Origin of the sequence: Xanthomonas translucens pv. cerealis (genome assembly GCF_006838285.1) — a bacterium.
Classification (GTDB): domain Bacteria; phylum Pseudomonadota; class Gammaproteobacteria; order Xanthomonadales; family Xanthomonadaceae; genus Xanthomonas_A; species Xanthomonas_A cerealis.
The window spans coordinates 2,058,452-2,076,402 of sequence record NZ_CP038228.1 but is presented as its reverse complement, the minus strand read 5'-3'; the positions used below and the strand labels follow the sequence as shown (position 1 = coordinate 2,076,402).

General features: G+C 60.6%; 13 protein-coding genes and 1 pseudogene. All 14 read left to right on the top strand.

Going from position 1 to position 17,951, the window contains the following annotated elements:
• Positions 1-9: 9 nt before the first annotated feature.
• The 14 genes and pseudogenes from E4A48_RS09215 (at position 10) to E4A48_RS09150 (ending at position 17,945) form a co-directional block, all read left to right on the top strand.
• Positions 10-2,874 carry a T6SS effector BTH_I2691 family protein gene (locus E4A48_RS09215; RefSeq protein WP_142742302.1) on the top strand — a complete coding sequence of 955 codons (2,865 nt, stop codon included), beginning with the start codon at positions 10-12 and terminating at the stop codon, positions 2,872-2,874.
• Positions 2,875-2,889: 15 nt separating this feature from the next.
• A complete protein-coding gene (locus E4A48_RS09210; RefSeq protein ID WP_142742301.1) occupies positions 2,890-3,912 on the top strand; it encodes a DUF6708 domain-containing protein in 1,023 nt (340 codons plus the stop codon).
• A gap of 1 nt (position 3,913) precedes the next feature.
• Complete coding sequence (locus E4A48_RS09205) at positions 3,914-5,200, top strand: hypothetical protein (RefSeq protein ID WP_260608105.1); 1,287 nt, start codon at positions 3,914-3,916, stop codon at positions 5,198-5,200.
• A gap of 8 nt (positions 5,201-5,208) precedes the next feature.
• Entirely contained in the window at positions 5,209-6,240 is a 1,032-nt protein-coding gene (locus E4A48_RS09200) for a DUF6708 domain-containing protein (protein ID WP_142742300.1), read from the top strand.
• 1 nt (position 6,241) lies between these two features.
• Positions 6,242-7,534 (top strand): hypothetical protein, encoded by a 1,293-nt coding sequence (locus tag E4A48_RS09195; protein WP_260608104.1) that lies wholly within the window; start codon positions 6,242-6,244, stop codon positions 7,532-7,534.
• Positions 7,535-7,536: 2 nt separating this feature from the next.
• Positions 7,537-8,559: a DUF6708 domain-containing protein gene (locus E4A48_RS09190; protein ID WP_142742299.1), complete on the top strand. Its 1,023-nt coding sequence runs from the start codon at positions 7,537-7,539 to the stop codon at positions 8,557-8,559.
• 145 nt (positions 8,560-8,704) lie between these two features.
• A pseudogene (locus tag E4A48_RS09185) lies at positions 8,705-10,919 on the top strand (type VI secretion system Vgr family protein); the annotation flags it as partial.
• Between the two features lie 6 nt (positions 10,920-10,925).
• Positions 10,926-11,804, top strand: a complete 879-nt coding sequence (locus tag E4A48_RS09180; RefSeq protein WP_142742298.1) for a DUF4123 domain-containing protein — start codon at positions 10,926-10,928, stop codon at positions 11,802-11,804.
• A gap of 164 nt (positions 11,805-11,968) precedes the next feature.
• Positions 11,969-12,370, top strand: coding sequence for a hypothetical protein (locus tag E4A48_RS09175; protein WP_260608103.1), 402 nt, complete (start codon positions 11,969-11,971; stop codon positions 12,368-12,370).
• A complete protein-coding gene (locus E4A48_RS09170; protein WP_260608102.1) occupies positions 12,367-12,855 on the top strand; it encodes a hypothetical protein in 489 nt (162 codons plus the stop codon). Before E4A48_RS09175 ends, E4A48_RS09170 begins: the two co-directional genes overlap by 4 nt.
• Positions 12,856-12,957: 102 nt before the next feature.
• Positions 12,958-13,347, top strand: a complete 390-nt coding sequence (locus E4A48_RS09165) for a hypothetical protein (protein WP_185910742.1) — start codon at positions 12,958-12,960, stop codon at positions 13,345-13,347.
• Positions 13,348-13,460: 113 nt separating this feature from the next.
• Positions 13,461-13,937: a hypothetical protein gene (locus tag E4A48_RS09160; protein ID WP_260608101.1), complete on the top strand. Its 477-nt coding sequence runs from the start codon at positions 13,461-13,463 to the stop codon at positions 13,935-13,937.
• A complete protein-coding gene (locus E4A48_RS09155; RefSeq protein WP_221887395.1) occupies positions 13,934-15,934 on the top strand; it encodes a phospholipase effector Tle1 domain-containing protein in 2,001 nt (666 codons plus the stop codon). Before E4A48_RS09160 ends, E4A48_RS09155 begins: the two co-directional genes overlap by 4 nt.
• A gap of 4 nt (positions 15,935-15,938) precedes the next feature.
• On the top strand, positions 15,939-17,945 hold the full coding sequence (locus tag E4A48_RS09150) for a type VI secretion system Vgr family protein (protein WP_142742296.1): 2,007 nt from the start codon (positions 15,939-15,941) through the stop codon (positions 17,943-17,945).
• Positions 17,946-17,951 lie beyond the last annotated feature (6 nt).

Below are 17,951 nucleotides of genomic sequence, written 5' to 3'. Positions count from 1 at the left end.
ACACAAGCTATGAACGTATCGGTTGGAGAGATTCAAAAAGCCAGTTGCCAGTTCTGCAACAAGAAAGGGCTGCCCGTTCTCCCGTTGCGCTATGCCTTGGCGCGACAGGGAATGGGCGGGGCGCCAAGTGTCGCGTCGCCTTTCGTCGTTGCCGAAAAAGAACAGAGAAAAGAACAGTTTTCCTTGCCGAAAGACCTCGCCGACTACACGCTCCGGATATTGCGCGAGGGGTATCTTTACGTCTACGACGAATTCCGAAAGGAGTGGTCCGCCTATGTCGTGACGCAAGGCGGCTACTTGTTCGAGTTCGATCCGGATGCGCAAGTACCTCCCGGCGGTTGGGGCAAGGTGAACTTCAATTGCTCGCGGGCGGGGGATGCTTTCATCGCACGCTGCATCACGGTCAAGGATGCGGCGCGTGCGACCAAGATATGGCTCGGCTTCTCCGATGTCACGTGGACGCCGGACGTTCTGAAAAAGAATGCGGATGCGGCCTATCGGCAAGCGCATATGCGTTGTATCGATATCGCCCAGTGGCGTGCTGGCGGCGAGCTGAAGCACGCGGCCGATTTCTCCGAGCTCGCCAGCCGCGTGGCGGAGTACGCGACAACGCCCGAGAAGTTGCATGGCGAAACCAAGGCATACGTCAATAAATTGCTTCCAGTGCCTTTCAAAAGCGCTGGCGAACTGAATGGTAACGACGCGATTGCCAAGCGCGCCCGCCAGGCAAGCTCGAAATTGCTGCAGCAGCTGCTTCCGGCTGCTGCAGGAGCGGCGCTTGCCGGCAAGGGCCGCGTGACCTCCGCCGCGTGGGCATTCTCCACGCAGCCGTTCTATGCCGATGGCAGCGACGCCGCGGAGATGGTCAAGTGGGCAACGCAAGCGGCGTCTCCGTTTCGCGCGGCCTTGGTGGCGCTGGACGACCCGGCCGGCGTGGCGATCGAACTCAACGGTCTGGCGCTGCAGCGCAGTACCGAGTTCAGCGAAGACCCGCAACGCAAGTGGAAGCATGAAACCGCAGTGCTGATCGATGCCCTGCGTGAAGCGGTGCAACACGGCGCCGTCGAAGACGACGTGCGCTGGAACACGGCCATGTCGCGCACAGCCGACGGCATGGCCAATATCGACGAATCGCAGAGTGTGGCCGATGCCGGCTCGTATCTGTGGACGTCGATGACCGAGGGGTCGCAGGCGGCGATGCGTGAGCGTATCGCAAAGCAGCAGCAGCGCGATCAGGCGCGTGCGCAGGAAGATGCCAGGATTCGTGAGCGCAGCCAGGCCAATGCCGCTGCGCTGGGCAAGGAGGAGTGGAAGAAGTACACGCAGTATTTCGACCAGAACGCACAGCGGCGCGTGGTGGAGCAGGAGTATCCCCAGCAACTGGAAGCGTTCGGCACCAGCGTGCTGGCGAAGCTGGATGCGCCCTACATCGCGTGGCTCAAAAGCACGTCATTGTCGAACTATCTGAGCCATAACTTCGATCCCAATGCGCTGGACAGCGGCGCCTCCTACACCGCGCTGGCTACCCAGATGCTGTCCAGCGCCAGCGGCAGAGGGGCTGTCTTCGATTACCTGCTCGAGAGCCTGCAACAGGACCCGTCGAAACCGGAATCCTGGGTGACGCGCGCATTGAACCTGAATTACGCGCCATTGATCCAGGCGACATGGAACGATGCGGCAAAGAAAGGCAGCGAGACCGACCCGTTCCTGCCCGAATTTGTCGAGAAATTCCACGACAAATTCAAGGACGTTCTGGTCGCCGGTGCCAAGGGAGAGCTGACCAAGCCGTACACCGATGGCATCGCCAGGCTGATGTACCAGTTGAGCGGGCCGATCGTGCACGAACTGGGCAAGGCCTTGGACAGCGGCGCCACGTTCGCCGCACTCGGCTTGCCATCGAAGTGGCAACTGGGGCTGCTGGGCGCGGTGGCGCGCTCGGAGAATCCGACCCTGCGGATGATCGATCTGCGCGGCACGCGGACCTTGAGCGAGGCCACCAAGCTGCTGGCGAACCTGGTGGCGTCGTTGGGCGGCGGCCAGGAGGGCGCACTGCGCGGTGCGGTGAGGCCGACGCTGCGGCCGGTGATGGACACCGCCGAACGCTACCCGTTCCGGGCGGTGATGCTGATCGACGAATCGAAGGTCGCGCAGCTGCAGGGCAAGCGCGGCGCTGCGTTGAAGGCCGGGATGGCGGACGTGCTGAGCGCCCAGCAGTTCGATACGCTGATGCAGGACACGGTGGGCAAGATCGCGAGCGTGGAGGTCAAGGTGGCGGTGGCGCAGGCGATCCTGTCCTCGATCACGTTGTACCTGTCGTACGGCAAACTGATGAAGGCCGAGGACGACAAGGTGTGGAGCGAACGGGTCAACATGGCCGGCGGGGTGATCGGACTGGTCGGTGGCCTGACTGAAACGACGGGCATGGTCTTGGAGAAGACACCCTGGGGCCAGACCCGGTTGAGTTGGCAGTTCAGGTTCCAGGCGGTGGTGATTGAGTCGCGGGCGAGCTGGTTTACTGGAGCTGGAAAGCTGATGGGCGTGGCTGGTGGGGTGATTGGGGGGGTGTTGGCGATTAAAGATGGCATTGAAACAGTAAAAAAACATCTTGTGATCGGAGCGATGCTTATAGTCCTGGGATCCGCATCCGTATATGCTGCTTTTTTACTTTTAATGGTTGGCATGGCTGGAGTTGGGATAATAATAGGTTTAATTATCGCTGTGATTATGGCTGTCGTGTATTGGTTAAAGCCAAATGCCCTTCAGGATTGGTTGGTTGACACTCAATATGGCTTTCGCGATGAAGGCGGGGGCACTGAATCTGCATTCAGAGGATTGGCGCAACAGCAAATCGCCTTAGAAAGCATAGCGAAATAAAAATAAGGTTAAATCATGTACACAGGCTGGGTTAAAAGGTTTCCAATTAATAGAGAGTTGAAAGAGGAAGAGAATTCGACATCTCTGCAGAGCGGCTTACAGCCCGATTGCGCGCCATCCCAGCGGCTAGGATTGGTTGGAATTAATTCCACGTATATTGAATGGATTGATAGGCGTTTTTTGTACAGAGGTATGCTAAATACTTCAGTTTATGTTATTGGCATGATTGGATTTATTATTTTCTCATTTTTTTGCCTTTACGAGTCGAGTAAGGGAGGGCGACCTGCGGTTACTTTTGCAATTGTGTCTATGGCACCTGCTTTGGCGGCATTTTCGCTATACTTTATATTGCCTAGGCGCGAATTCTTCCGCTTTGTTTATTACCCAATACGCTTTAACCGCAAGACCCGCAAGGTTTATGTCTTCCGTGAACCCTGCGACGGCGGTCTGCTGATCGTCCCTTGGGAAGATGTTTTCTTCCACATCGGCCGCGGCACCGACATGAAGTTCCTGCGCGATATCCGCGGCGAGATTCTCGACGGCACGATCGTCAAGGACACCTTCGCACTAGGCCATTGCGCCGAGCGCGACGAGCCGGTCAAGGAGATGTGGGAGTTCATCCGTCGCTACATGGAGGAAGGCCCGGAGGCCGTGGCCGAGCATCCGATGGACAAGTATGTCGAACTGTCGGTGGCGCCGACCTGGAAGAACTGCCTGATCTCGGCGGTCGGCTTCACCAATGCGGACACGCCATTCAAGCGCGTGCTGCTCTCGCCCTTCATCGGCACCTTCACCGTGGTGCGCTGGCTGGTGTTCAAGAGCTGCAAGCAGCCGGTGTTCCCGCCAGAGGTGGAAGCCGAGTGCAAGGTCGAACCGAACGATCCGAACATCTGGCCGGTCCCCAAGTCGATCGGCGAGTTCGTGACCACCGTTCCTGGCTTGATGACCTATGCGATGCGCAAGGCGAGAGGCATCAGAACGCCGCCGGACGCGCCAACGGATCTGGCGTCGCAGTTCAAGGACTGGGGCAAGAAGTGACATGGCGCGCGTTGCGGCCAAACCCGAATCCTGGGTGACGCGCGCACTGAACCTGAATTACGCGCCATTGATCCAGGCGACATGGAACGATGCGGCAAAGAAAGGCAGCGAGACCGACCCGTTCCTGCCCGAATTTGTCGAGAAATTCCACGACAAGTTCAAGGACGTGCTGGTGGCCGGTGCCAAGGGAGAGCTGACCAAGCCGTACACCGATGGCATCGCCAGGCTGATGTACCAGTTGAGCGGGCCGATCGTGCACGAACTGGGCAAGGCCTTGGACAGCGGCGCCACGTTCGCCGCGCTCGGCCTGCCATCGAAGTGGCAGCTGGGGCTGCTGGGCGCGGTGGCGCGCTCGGAGAATCCGACCCTGCGGATGATCGATCTGCGCGGCACGCGGACCTTGAGCGAGGCCACCAAGCTGCTGGCGAACCTGGTGGCGTCGTTGGGCGGCGGCCAGGAGGGCGCACTGCGCGGTGCGGTGAGGCCGACGCTGCGGCCGGTGATGGACACCGCCGAACGCTACCCGTTCCGGGCGGTGATGCTGATCGACGAATCGAAGGTCGCGCAGCTGCAGGGCAAGCGCGGCGCGGCGTTGAAGGCCGGGATGGCGGACGTGCTGAGCGCCCAGCAGTTCGACACGCTGATGCAGGACACGGTGGGCAAGATCGCGAGCGTGGAGGTCAAGGTGGCGGTGGCGCAGGCGATCCTGTCCTCGATCACGTTGTACCTGTCGTACGGCAAACTGATGAAGGCCGAGGACGACAAGGTGTGGAGCGAACGGGTCAACATGGCCGGCGGGGTGATCGGACTGGTCGGTGGCCTGACTGAAACGACGGGCATGGTCCTGGAGAAGACACCCTGGGGCCAGACCCGGTTGAGTTGGCAGTTCAGGTTCCAGGCGGTGGTGATTGAGTCGCGGGCCGGTTGGTTTACTGGGGTAGGTAAAATGATGGGAGTTGTTGGTGGAGTAATTGGCGGTGTGCTGGCTATCGTCGATGGATTTAAGACACTCGCAAAGCATCCTGTAATTGGAACTTTAATTATGTCGCTAGGATTTATTTCTGTTGTCGCCGCATTCTTGCTTCTTACCTCCGCTACGGGAATTGGAATAATAATTGGTTTAATTGTTGCAGTAATTATGGTTGTGGTATATTTAATTAAGCCAAATGCATTGCAGGATTTTTTGATAGATACTCTTTATGGGAGGAGTGATGGGGGTGGAGAGAAGAATGGTTTCAAAGGTTTGGCGCAGCAGCAGATTGCATTGGAAAATATCGCTAAATCTTAGGTGGTCAAATGTTTACTGGATGGTCGAGACCTTTTAGAGTTGACAGGCCTTTGGAGGAGGGGGAAAAATCTTCGGCTCTTCTGCGGGATATGCAGGAAAATACAATTCCTTCTCAGCGGCTTGGATTGATAAATATAAACTCGTCATACATTGACTGGGTCGATAGGCGTTTCCTTTATCGCGGAATGTTGAATACCTCATTTGTATCCATTGGGGCGATTGGATTTATTGGAATTGCATTATTTCTTTGTTTTGAGTATTTTTTTGGCGACTTTACTGAGGGGGCTAAATGGGGTTTGAAGTTTCTAGTTCTTTTTGCGCTTCTGTGTGGGGCGGTTTTATACTGGGCCTTACCTAGGTATGAATTTTTTAAATTTATTTACTACCCAATCCGCTTCAACCGCAAAACCCGCAAGGTTTACGTCTTCCGCGAAGAACGTGACGGCGGCCTGCTGATCGTTCCGTGGGACAAGGTCTTCTTCCACATCGGCCGCGGCACCGACATGAAGTTCCTGCGCGATATCCGTGGCGAGATTCTCGACGGTACTATCGTCAAGGACACCTTCGCGCTAGGCCACTGCGCCGAGCGAGACGAGCCGGTCAAGGAGATGTGGGAGTTCATCCGTCGCTACATGGAAGAAGGCCCGGAGGCCGTGGCCGAGCATCCGCTGGACAAGTATGTCGAACTGTCCGTTGCCCCGACCTGGAAAAACTGCCTGATCTCGGCGGTTGGCTTCACCAATGCGGACACGCCGTTCAAGCGTGCGTTGCTCTCGCCGTTCATCGTCACCTTCGCCGTGGTGCGCTGGCTGGTGTTCAAGAGCTGCAAGCAGCCGGTGTTCCCACCGGAGGTGGAAGCCGAGTGCAAGGTCGAACCGAACGATCCGAACATCTGGCCGGTCCCCAAGTCGATCGGCGAGTTCGTGACCACCGTTCCTGGCTTGATGACCTATGCGATGCGCAAGGCGCAAGGCATCAGAACGCCACCGGACGCGCCAACGGATCTGGCGTCGCAGTTCAAGGACTGGGGCAAGAAGTGACATGGTGCGCGGTGCGGCCAAACCCGAATCCTGGGTGACGCGCGCATTGAACCTGAATTACGCGCCATTGATCCAGGCGACATGGAACGATGCGGCAAAGAAAGGCAGCGAGGCGGACCCGTTCCTGCCCGAATTTGTCGAGAAATTCCACGACAAATTCAAGGACGTGCTGGTCGCCGGTGCCAAGGGAGAGCTGACCAAGCCGTACACCGATGGCATCGCCAGGCTGATGTACCAGTTGAGCGGGCCGATCGTGCACGAACTGGGCAAGGCCTTGGACAGCGGCGCCACGTTCGCCGCACTCGGCTTGCCATCGAAGTGGCAACTGGGGCTGCTGGGCGCGGTGGCGCGCTCGGAGAATCCGACCCTGCGGATGATCGATCTGCGCGGCACGCGGACCTTGAGCGAGGCCACCAAGCTGCTGGCGAACCTGGTGGCGTCGTTGGGCGGCGGCCAGCAGGGCGCACTGCGCGGTGCGGTGAGGCCGACGCTGCGGCCGGTGATGGACACCGCCGAACGCTACCCGTTCCGGGCGGTGATGCTGATCGACGAATCGAAGGTCGCGCAGCTGCAGGGCAAGAGCGGCGCTGCGTTGAAGGCCGGGATGGCGGACGTGCTGAGCGCCCAGCAGTTCGACACGCTGATGCAGGACACCGTGGGCAAGATCGCGAGCGTGGAGGTCAAGGTGGCGGTGGCGCAGGCGATCCTGTCCTCGATCACGTTGTACCTGTCGTACGGCAAACTGATGAAGGCCGAGGACGACAAGGTGTGGAGCGAACGGGTCAACATGGCCGGCGGGGTGATCGGACTGGTCGGTGGCCTGACTGAAACGACGGGCATGGTCCTGGAGAAGACACCCTGGGGCCAGACCCGGTTGAGTTGGCAGTTCAGGTTCCAGGCGGTGGTGATTGAGTCGCGGGCGAGCTGGTTTACTGGAGCTGGAAAGCTGATGGGCGTGGCTGGTGGGGTGATTGGGGGGGTGTTGGCGATGAAGGATGGTGTTGAGACGTATAAAAAACATCCTTTTATTGGAGTGCTTCTAATAGGACTTGGGGTTGCATCTGTATTTGCTGCATTTATGTTGATTTTTACGGCTACTGCTGGGATAGGTTTAATCATTGGCTTGTTAATTGCCGCTATTATGGCTGTCGTTTATTGGCTAAAACCAAATGCCCTTCAGGATTGGTTGGTCGATACCCAATATGGCTTGGTTGACCAAGGGGGAGGTGGGGAGTCCGCTTTTAAGGGGCTTGTGCAGCAGCAAATTTCTCTTGAAAGTCTGAGTAAGGGGTAGAAATGTATACGGGCTGGATAAAGCGTTTTCCAAAAGATATTGAATTGCAGAAAGACGATTCAGGTAGGGAGCTTCCAAACAGAAGTTCGGGCAGTTCAATTGCTTCTCAGCGGTTAGGTCTTATCGCAATTAACTCAACTTACATTGATTGGGTTGATCGAAGGTTTCTGTATCGTGGCATGTTGAATATGTCCATGGTTTTTATTTGCCTCTTAGGGTTCATGGGATTTTTCATTTTTCTTCTGATGAAAATGACGGAAGGAGGGCGCGGTAGCGTGGCTATAGGAATTTCATCCCTATTTCCGTTACTTGCAGGCTTTGGGTTGTATGCGCTTTTCCTTAAGCACGAATTCTTCTGCTTTGTTTACTACCCAATCCGCTTCAACCGCAAAACCCGCAAAATCTACGTCTTCCGCGAAAAACGCGACGGCGGCCTGTTGATCGTTCCGTGGGACGAGGTCTTCTTCCACATCGGCCGCGGTACCGACATGAAGTTCCTGCGCGACATCCGCGGCGAGATTCTCGACGGCACGATCGTCAAGGACACCTTCGCACTGGGCCATTGCGCCGAGCGCGACGAGCCGGTCAAGGAGATGTGGGAGTTCATCCGTCGCTACATGGAAGAAGGCCCGGAGGCTGTCGCCGAGCATCCGCTGGACAAGTATGTCGAACTGTCCGTTGCCCCGACCTGGAAGAACTGCCTGATCTCGGCGGTCGGCTTCACCAACGCCACGACCCCGTTCAAGCGCGTGCTGCTGTCGCCCTTCATCGGCACCTTCACCGTGGTGCGCTGGCTGGTGTTCAAGAGCTGCAAGCAGCCGGTGTTCCCGCCGGAGGTGGAAGCCGAGTGCAGGGTCGAACCGAACGATCCGAACATCTGGCCGGTCCCCAAGTCGATCGGCGAGTTCGTGACCACCGTTCCTGGCTTGATGACCTATGCGATGCGCAAGGCGAGAGGCATCAGAACGCCGCCGGACGCGCCAACGGATCTGGCGTCGCAGTTCAAGGACTGGGGCAAGAAGTGACATGGCGCGCGTTGCGGCCTGGTTGGCGCTGTCGCGCACAGCTGATGGCATGGCCAATATCGACGAATCGCAGAGTGTGGCCGATGCCGGCTCGTATCTGTGGACGTCGATGACCGAGGGGGCGCAGGCGGCGATGCGTGAGCGTATCGCCGAGGAAGGCATCGCCTATTGGTTCGAGCACACCGGCGCAGCCGACAGCGACACGCGCGGCACGCACACGCTGGTGCTGTCGGACCACAACGCCGCCTTCGCCGCGCTGGGCACGGTGCGCTACCACCGCCACGACGTGACCGAGCAGCAGGACAGCGTGCAGCAGTGGTCGCCGGCACGGCGCTGGCGCACCGCCACGCTGTCGCGGGCCAGCTGGGACTACCGCAGCCTGAGCCTGCGCCCGGCCGGCGCCGAAGCCACGCCGCTGGGCGACATCGACGCCGCTGACGTGGACACCGCCGGCCCGTATGGTTGGCAGGACAGCACGCGCGGCCAGCGCCGCGCGCAGCAGCAGCTCGATGCGCAGCAGGTGGCGGCGCAGACCATCGAGGGCCAGGGGACCTGGCGGCAACTGGCGCCGGGCACGCGTTTCGGGCTGCGCCAACATGCCGGCGTGGCGGCCGATGCGGCGTTCCTGTGCCTGCAAGTGCGGCACCAGGCACGCAACAACCTGGGCGCGGACGTATTCGACGCGCTGGAGCAGTCGCTGGGCGCGGTGGCGGTGGCCGGCGCGCCGCTGCCGTCGGCGCTGGCGGGCCTGGGCGCCGGTTATGCGCCGCCGCAAGACGATGCGTCGGTGGAGTTCTACCGCAACCACTTCACCGCGTTGCCGGCCACGGCGACGTACCGGCCGCAGACCGAGGACGGCCATGGCCTGCGCCTGCATCCCAAGCCGACGGTCTCCGGCACGTTGAGCGCGATCGTGGTTAGCGACGGCGACCCGGTGCAGTCCGACCGCGACCACCGGATCAAGGTGCAGTTCCCGTTCCAGCGCGGGGCCGACGCCAGCAACGCGCTGGCGCACCCGGGGGCGAGGACAACGCGCCGGGCAGCGCCTCGGCGTGGACCTGGGTGCGGGTGATGACGCCGTGGGCCGGGGACAACTGGGGCGGGGTGGTGCTGCCGCGCAAGGGCCAGGAAGTGCTGGTGGGGTTCCTGGAAGGGGACATCGACCGGCCGGTGGTGATCGGCAGCGTGTACAACGGGCGCGGCCAGGCCGACGCGGCGCACAACCAGGTCGGCGGCGGCGGGGCCGGGGCCACCGGCAATGCGCCGGCGTGGTTCCAGGGCAACGCGCACGGCGCGGTGTTCACCGGGTTCAAGAGCCAGGCGCTGGCGCAGAGCCAGGACGGCGCCGGCGGCTACCAGCAGCTGCGGCTGGACGACACGCCCGGCCAGGGCCGCGCGCAGCTGTCGACCACCCAGCACGCCAGCACCTTGACCCTGGGCCACCTGAAGGGCGGCCGCGACAACCTGCGCGAAGGCGAGCGCGGGTTCGGGGTGGACCTGTCCACGCAGGCGTACGGCGCGGTGCGCGCCGGCCAGGGCCTGCTGCTGAGCAGCGAGCCGGGCCAGCAGCAGTTGTGGCGGCCAGCCAGGCGCTGTCGCAGCTGGAACAGGGCGAACAGCTGCTGCAGGCGCTGGCCGATGCGGCCCGGCAGCAGCAGGCGCAGTTGCCGAACGAGGCGGCCACGCTGCCGGCGCAGGACGGGCTCAAGACCCTGCAGGCCAGCCTCAAGGCGACCCAGAGCGGCAGCGCCGCCGGCCAGCTCCCGGGCGGCGACGGCCAGGCGCCGGGCTGGAGCCGCCCGGCGCTGCTGGGCAGCGGCAGCGCGGGCGTGATGAGCCTGACCCCGGCCGACCAGGTGTGGGTGTCGGGGACGCAGACCACGCTGCTGGCCGGCACCGCGCTGAACTGGGCCAGTCAGGCGCAGCTGGTGCTGGCGGTGGCCGGGGGTCTGGTGCTGTACACCCAGGGCAGCGACCCGGTCGCCGGCAGCCCCAACCAGGAACGCGGCATCGCCCTGCACGCCGCGCAAGGCACGCTCAGCGCCCGCGCGCACAGGAACCAGGCCAGGATCGCAGCCAAGACCCAGGTCAGGATCGTCAGCACCACCGCCGACGTCCAGCTCGCCGCGCCGACCAAGCACCTGCTGGCCACGGCCGCCGGCGCCTACATCAAGCTGGACGGCGACAACATCGAACTGGGCGCGCCGGGGACGATCGAGTTCAAGGGCGGGCATCGGGTGTGGACGGGGCCGCAGGGCAGCAGCACCCGCGTGCAGCTGCCCTCGGCGGACAAGCCGGTATGCCTGGAATGCATGCGCGATCTTGCAACCCGGCACGAAGCCGTCGCGTCCCGCGGGTGATCGGTCATGCATCCGCTCTTCGAATCGTGGTCAACCTTCCTCGCCCCCCATCGCCACCGTGAGGGCGCCGGGGCGTTCCTGCTGCTGGATGCCGCGCAGTTGCCCATCAATGCGATGCCGTGGAAGGAGATGATCGGCGAGCAGCGCGTCCACAATGTGCTGCGAGATCAACCCGAAAGCGTCGATCCATCGGTGTGCGCGCTGCTGATGGACTACGAGGCCGCCTGGGTCGATGCGTTGTTGAACAGGCATTTGCCGCGCAGGCCGTTCGCCTTCGTCGCACTTTCCAGTGCGCTGCCCATCGCCCAACTGGCCCAGGCATTGGCGAAACGCGCCGAGGTATCGCTGCCCGGCGGCAAGAAGGGATTGCTCCGCTATTACGATGCGGCAGTGCTGCAGGCGCTACCCAGGGCGGTGGAGGCCAGCAAGCTGGATGCCTTCCTGTCCTGCGCCGATGCATGGGTCTGCATCGGTCGCGACGCCGCCCCACTGGAACTGCGTCCCTCGCCGGAACGCAGGCCCGGCCGGCCCGCCGCGCGCCTTGCGCTCACCGCACCCGAGCTGCAACGGCTGGACGCGCTCGGCCGGCTGGATCGCATTGCCGCAGAGCTGAAGCGCCACGGCACGCTGCCGGTCGATGCCGATCCCTTCCAGACGTGGAAGAAACTGTCCGTGATGCAGGACGTGCTGCTGGAGGCGGGGCTGGAAGCGGAACCACTGCTCTATCGCTGCTGCACGGCGGTGGTGCACCGGGATATCGATGACAGCTGGCACGCACAGCTGTCCTCCATCGTGCACGATCACTGCGCCGATGACGACGCGCTCTGCGAGGAACTGTTCGACTGGGCCTATGACGCGGCGAGCATGCAAGAGCGCCTGCCATGAGAAGCCATGCATCCCAAGGTGCCGCCCGATCCGCCGATGGCGAGGTGGTTCCACGCCTTCGGCGCGCTGGCACATCGCTGCAGGCGCTCAGGCTTCCATGCCTTGCCTTATGCGCGCTGCTTGTCGGATGCACGGGCGGTACAGCGCAGTCGAGAACGGTGTGCGTGACTGGATATAATGAGTACGAAAAGCAGATCTATGAGTTTTGGCTGGATAATGAATCAAAGGCGGGGTGCTTTGGCAATCCGCCAGGTAGGTCGGAAGGAAGCCATTGGGGAGGCGGCGGGAAATTTTCTTGCGGATGTAATGTCACGCCTGGAAAGACTGTTAATTTGCAATGGTCTTTTGTGCAGTCTGTAGATGAGTTTGACGCCGGGAAAAAAGCTAAGGAGTACACTACAAAGGTAACCATCCCTCAGCCGGAATCAAGGAATTCTCGTTATTTTAGGGTCTATTTTCGGAAGGATGGAACGGCGTCTTTGCAATGGGTGGACGACATGGGCGCGGATGAGCTTCCTCCAACCCCATCTATTGGTAAAGAAGTAGGATCTTTGAGGTACCTATGAGCATGCTTAGATTTTTGATGGTGGCGTTTATCTTCTTTCTGGGCGGTTGCAAGGATGGTTTTTCTCAGTCTAGAACTGTATGTGTCACTGGCTACAATGAGTATGACCGACATATTCATGAGTTCTGGCTTGATAGTGAATCTAAATCTGGATGTTTTGGGAATCCTCCTGGACGTAAAGACGGAAATCCCTGGGGTGGTGGTGGAGCATTCTCCTGTGGCTGTAATGTTACGCCCGACAAGGAGGTTGACTTATATTGGCGATTTGAAAGGACCAAATCTGAGTACGACGCTGGAATTAAGCCGGAAGAGCACACAATACGGGTTAAAATCCCGCATCCGCAATCGTATGGTTCTCGCTACTTTAGGGTGTACCTGCGCAAGAATGGAACTGCTTCGCTACAATGGGTAGACGACATGGGCGCGGATGAGCTTCCCCCAACCCCATCTATTGCTAAAGAAGTAGGATCTTTGAGGTACCTATGAGCATGCTTAGATTTTTGATGGTGGCGTTTATCTTCTTGCTGTGCGGTTGCAAGGATGGTTTTTCTCAGTCTAGAACGGTTTGTGTCTCTGGCTATAATGAGTATGACCGACATATTCATGAATTCTGGCTTGATAGTGAATCTAAATCTGGATGCTTTGGGAATCCTCCAGCGAGAGAGCAAGGGAGAGTGTGGGGTGGTGGAGGTAAGTTTTCATGCGGCTGTAATGTTACGCCCGGCAGGGCGGTTGAATTATATTGGCGATTTGAAAGGACAAAATCTGAGTACGACGCTGGCATTAAGCCAGAAGAGCACACAATACGGGTTAAAATCCCGCATCCGCAATCGTATGGCTCTCGCTACTTCAGGGTGTACCTGCGTAAGAATGGAACCGCTTCGCTACAGTGGGTTGATGATATGGGGGCAGAAGAGTTGCCCGCAACGTCCGATGGAAAAGGAGATTCCAGGTGAGTCAGGTGGAAAAAGAAAGTAAAGATCCAGACCAAAAGCGCGCATTTCTTGATCGCGCAAAAGTCGAGGCTGAACAGAGATGCCCGGCCTGCCAGCAGGTGCTATTGCTAAAGACGTATGATCTTTGAGGTACCTATGAGAATTCTTAGATTTTTGATGGTGGCGTTTATCTTCTTGCTGGGCGGTTGCAGAGACGGTTTCTCGCAGTCGAGAACGGTGTGCGTCACCGGTTACAATGAATATGAAAAGCAGATTTATGAGTTCTGGCTTGATAATGAGTCAAAGGCGGGATGTTTTGGTAATCCTTCAGGGCGTGGCAAAGACACGGGTGATTGGGGTGGTGGCGGCGCATTCTCCTGTGGCTGTAAAGTAACGCCTGGAAAGACCGTCAATTTACAATGGTCTTTCGTGCAGTCGGTGGAGGAATTTGATGCTGGAAAAAAAGCTAAGGAGTACACTACAAAGGTAACCATACCTCAGCCGGAATCAAGAAATTCTCGGTATTTCAGAGTCTATTTTCGGAAAGATGGAACTGCGTCTTTGCAATGGGTGGATGATATGGGGGCAGAGGAGTTGCCCGCAACGTCCGATGGAAAAGGAGATTCCAAGTGAGTCAAGTGAGAAAGGAAAGTAAAGATGCAGACCAAAAGCACGCATTTCTTGATCGCGCAAAAGTCCAGGCTGAACAGAGATGTCCGGCCTGTCAGCAGGTGCTTTGGTTAAGTTTTTTCTTTGATGGTTTCGGATATAGCGATAAATCCGGACCGGCAAGCAATATAGCTAAGTTATACGCCGCTTTAATAGATGATGTTGACAAAGGTGCACGTCGCTTTTACTACCCTGGTCTTGGCGCAGAGTTCGATCCAGAGAACGCCGCACTTGCAGCCGCCCTGGGCGATAAGGCCGGCAAGGAGATCGAGGATAAGGTCATCTCCGCACCGAAGGATACCGCCAAGGGCGCGGTGACGGATGCCTGGAAGGAAAGCGAACGGCTGCGTGACAAGTCCTACGCGAATCGTGCGGCCTGGACGATAGATCGCGTCAAGAAGCAAGCGAAGCAGATCGTCAAGACGGCCCAGAAGCCCGTTACCACTGTAGCTAAGGAAGGCTGGAAAAAATTGCGCAAGGAATGGCGTGGGCTCTGGAAGGACGTAGTCAGGCACCCGTGGCGCGCAGCCAAGGATGCTGGCGCGGCCGTGGCCAAGAATACCGCTGGCTATGGAGCCGAAAGCGTCGGACTGATCCGCGACTCGACCCTCGGTGCGGCGCTGTTCAACACAGGCGTGGATACGCGCCTGAAGTCGGCCGAGACCGATTTCAAGGCCGCGTTCGCACTGGCCAAGGCCAAGCTGCCGGTGCACAGGGTCAACGTGGCGATCTTTGGCTACGACATGGGCGGCGGGATCGCGCTTGCGTTCAGCAAGCTGCTGATCGACGACATTTGCGCGAGTGGTCGCTACCAAGCGGTCGAGGTCAAGATCCGCTTTATGGGCCTGTTCGATTGCGTGACGAACCGCTACGACGACAACCTGCTGACCGGATTCATCCCGCTCAGTAACAAGGTGTCGTCGGAGATGAAGTTGCTGCCCGAGGTCGAACGCTGCGTGCATTATGCGGCGGCGCATGAACTGCGCTTCTATAAGCCATTGACGATTATCGGAGGTACTGCCAGCGCCACGGGCAACCGGCAGGAGCTGCTTTTTCCCGGTAGCCAGGTGGATGTGGGGGGAGGTGCCGAAGCCGAGGAAGCGGGTGTGCTGGATGGACTTGCACGTTACCCGGTAGAGATGATGTACAACCGGGCTTACGGAGCTGGCATTCCGATGCCTAGTTTGACAGAGTTGAGAGGACTTAACCCGGCGCTGCATTCGCAACTGACATCGACTCCTGAAATTGACGAATTCCAGCGCAAATACAGACGAGCCGTTACTGCGCTTGTGGAGGATGTAAAAGAAATCAGCCCAGCGGTAATTCGCTTGAATCTGCCATACGTCTGCACCTACACCAAGCCCGGCCAACGCACCGCCGAGCAGGAAAGCCAGTGCTACGTGCCGCCGGAGCAGCTGGTGGTGCGCACGCTGCCCAAGGACATTCAGGGGCAGATGAAGGGACATATAATTATCTACATCCAGTGGCTGCGGATGTGGTACGAACAGTTCGCAAAGACCGCCAACGAGCAGACAGGCTCCTGGTTGTTGGGTGCCCCGAAATATCCCGCCGCCAAAGGCCGGTACGACAAGCTCGCGGCCGAACTGAGGTACCTTGAACGCAACGCGCGTTCGGTCGATACCTTTAATATGGAACAGGCAAAGAAACAGATCGACGGAGAGGTCGCCTCCAATATCTTTGTCACCGATCCGCAAGGCCAAGCGCTTTATTGGATATGGAACAACCCAGGTAAGCGACTGCCAGAGGTCGAGGCGCTGTATGGTGGATTTCTTAAATATGTACACGACAGCATGGCAGAGAGCAGCCTTGAGGGTGCGTACGGTTCGTTCGCGGCATCCAAGCATTATATGAACCGCCGTCCGATGCAGAAGATTGAGACCAAGCCCGACAAGAGTTTCTTGGGGGATTTATGGGAATCCTATAAAAGCCTCTACAAATAGTTGCATGGGGCCAATATATTGCAGTGCCGTCAGCGCTCGCAGCCCGGCCGGCGCCGAAGCCACGCCGCTGGGCGACATCGACGCCGCTGACGTGGACACCGCCGGCCCGTACGCCTGGCAGGACAGCACGCGCGGCCAGCGCCGCGCGCAGCAGCAGCTCGATGCGCAGCAGGTGGCGGCGCAGACCATCGAGGGCCAGGGAACCTGGCGGCAACTGGCGCCGGGCACGCGCTTCGCGCTGAGCCAGCATGGGGGCGTGGCGGCCGATGCGGCGTTCCTGTGCCTGCAGGTGCGGCACCAGGCGCGCAACAACCTGGGCGCGGACGTATTCGACGCGCTGGAGCAGTCGCTGGGCGCGGTGGCGGTGGCCGGCGCGCCGCTGCCGCCGGCGCTGGCAGGCCTGAGCGGCGGCGATGCGCCGCCGCAAGACGACGCTGAAGTGGAGTTCTATCGCAACCACTTCACCGCGTTGCCGGCCACGGCGACGTACCGGCCGCAGACCGAGGACGGCCATGGCCTGCGCCTGCATCCCAAGCCGACGGTGAGCGGCACGCTGAGCGCGATCGTGGTCAGCGACGGCGACCCGGTGCAGTCCGACCGCGACCACCGGATCAAGGTGCAGTTCCCGTTCCAGCGCGGGGCCGACGCCAGCAGCGCGCTGGCGCACCCGGCCGGCGAGGACAACGCGCCGGGCAGCGCCTCGGCGTGGACCTGGGTGCGGGTGATGACGCCGTGGGCCGGGGACAACTGGGGTGGCGTGGTGCTGCCGCGCAAGGGCCAGGAAGTGCTGGTGGGGTTCCTGGAAGGGGACATCGACCGGCCGGTGGTGATCGGCAGCGTGTACAACGGGCGCGGCCAGGACGACGCGGCGCACAACCAGGTCGGCGGCGGCGGGGCCGGGGCCACCGGCAATGCGCCGGCGTGGTTCCAGGGCAACGCGCACGGCGCGGTGTTCACCGGGTTCAAGAGCCAGGCGCTGGCGCAGAGCCAGGACGGCGCCGGCGGCTACCAGCAGCTGCGGCTGGACGACACGCCCGGCCAGGGCCGCGCGCAGCTGTCGACCACCCAGCACGCCAGCACCTTGACCCTGGGCCACCTGAAGGGCGGCCGCGACAACCTGCGCGAAGGCGAGCGCGGGTTCGGGGCGGACCTGTCCACGCAGGCGTACGGCGCGGTGCGCGCCGGCCAGGGCCTGCTGCTGAGCAGCGAGCCGGGCCAGCAGCAGCTGGCGGCCAGCCAGGCGCTGTCGCAGCTGGAACAGGGCGAACAGCTGCTGCAGGCGCTGGCCGATGCGGCCCGGCAGCAGCAGGCGCAGTTGCCGAACGAGGCGGCCACGCTGCCGGCGCAGGACGGGCTCAAGACGCTGCAGGCCAGCCTCAAGGCGACCCAGAGCGGCAGCGCCGCCAGCCAGCTCCAGGGCGGCGACGGCCAGGCGCCGGGCTGGAGCCGCCCGGCGCTGCTGGGCAGCGGCAGCGCGGGCGTGATGAGCCTGACCCCGGCCGACCAGGTGTGGGTGTCGGGGACGCAGACCGCGCTGCTGGCCGGCACCGCATTGAACTGGGCCAGTCAGGCGCAGCTGGTGCTGGCGGTGGCCGGGGGTCTGGTGCTGTACACCCAGGGCAGCGACCCGGTCGCCGGCAGCCCCAACCAGGAACGCGGCATCGCCCTGCACGCCGCGCAAGGCACGCTCAGCGCCCGCGCGCACAGGAACCACGCCAAGCTCGCAGCCAAGACCCAGGTCAGGATCGTCAGCACCACCGCCGACGTCCAGCTCGCCGCGCCGACCAAGCACCTGCTGGCCACGGCGGCCGGCGCCTACATCAAGCTGGACGGCGACGACATCGAACTGGGCGCGCCGGGGACGATCGAGTTCAAGGGCGGACATCGGGTGTGGACGGGGCCGCAGGGTGGTAGCGTTTCGACTGAAATCCCGAAAGGCAATTTCAAGGGCTGTGAGCAGCAACTGACACAAGGCGCCGCCCGACACGACGCTGTTGTAAACGTGGACTAAGCTCTC

Coding starts and splice junctions, on each gene's coding strand:
- E4A48_RS09180 (WP_142742298.1), top strand. CDS start 10,926: ATGCATCCGCTCTTCGAATCGTGGTCAACCTTCCTCGCCCCCCATCGC.
- E4A48_RS09215 (WP_142742302.1), top strand. CDS start 10: ATGAACGTATCGGTTGGAGAGATTCAAAAAGCCAGTTGCCAGTTCTGC.
- E4A48_RS09190 (WP_142742299.1), top strand. CDS start 7,537: ATGTATACGGGCTGGATAAAGCGTTTTCCAAAAGATATTGAATTGCAG.
- E4A48_RS09200 (WP_142742300.1), top strand. CDS start 5,209: ATGTTTACTGGATGGTCGAGACCTTTTAGAGTTGACAGGCCTTTGGAG.
- E4A48_RS09170 (WP_260608102.1), top strand. CDS start 12,367: ATGAGCATGCTTAGATTTTTGATGGTGGCGTTTATCTTCTTTCTGGGC.
- E4A48_RS09165 (WP_185910742.1), top strand. CDS start 12,958: ATGACCGACATATTCATGAATTCTGGCTTGATAGTGAATCTAAATCTG.
- E4A48_RS09210 (WP_142742301.1), top strand. CDS start 2,890: ATGTACACAGGCTGGGTTAAAAGGTTTCCAATTAATAGAGAGTTGAAA.
- E4A48_RS09150 (WP_142742296.1), top strand. CDS start 15,939: ATGGGGCCAATATATTGCAGTGCCGTCAGCGCTCGCAGCCCGGCCGGC.
- E4A48_RS09160 (WP_260608101.1), top strand. CDS start 13,461: ATGAGAATTCTTAGATTTTTGATGGTGGCGTTTATCTTCTTGCTGGGC.
- E4A48_RS09195 (WP_260608104.1), top strand. CDS start 6,242: ATGGTGCGCGGTGCGGCCAAACCCGAATCCTGGGTGACGCGCGCATTG.
- E4A48_RS09205 (WP_260608105.1), top strand. CDS start 3,914: ATGGCGCGCGTTGCGGCCAAACCCGAATCCTGGGTGACGCGCGCACTG.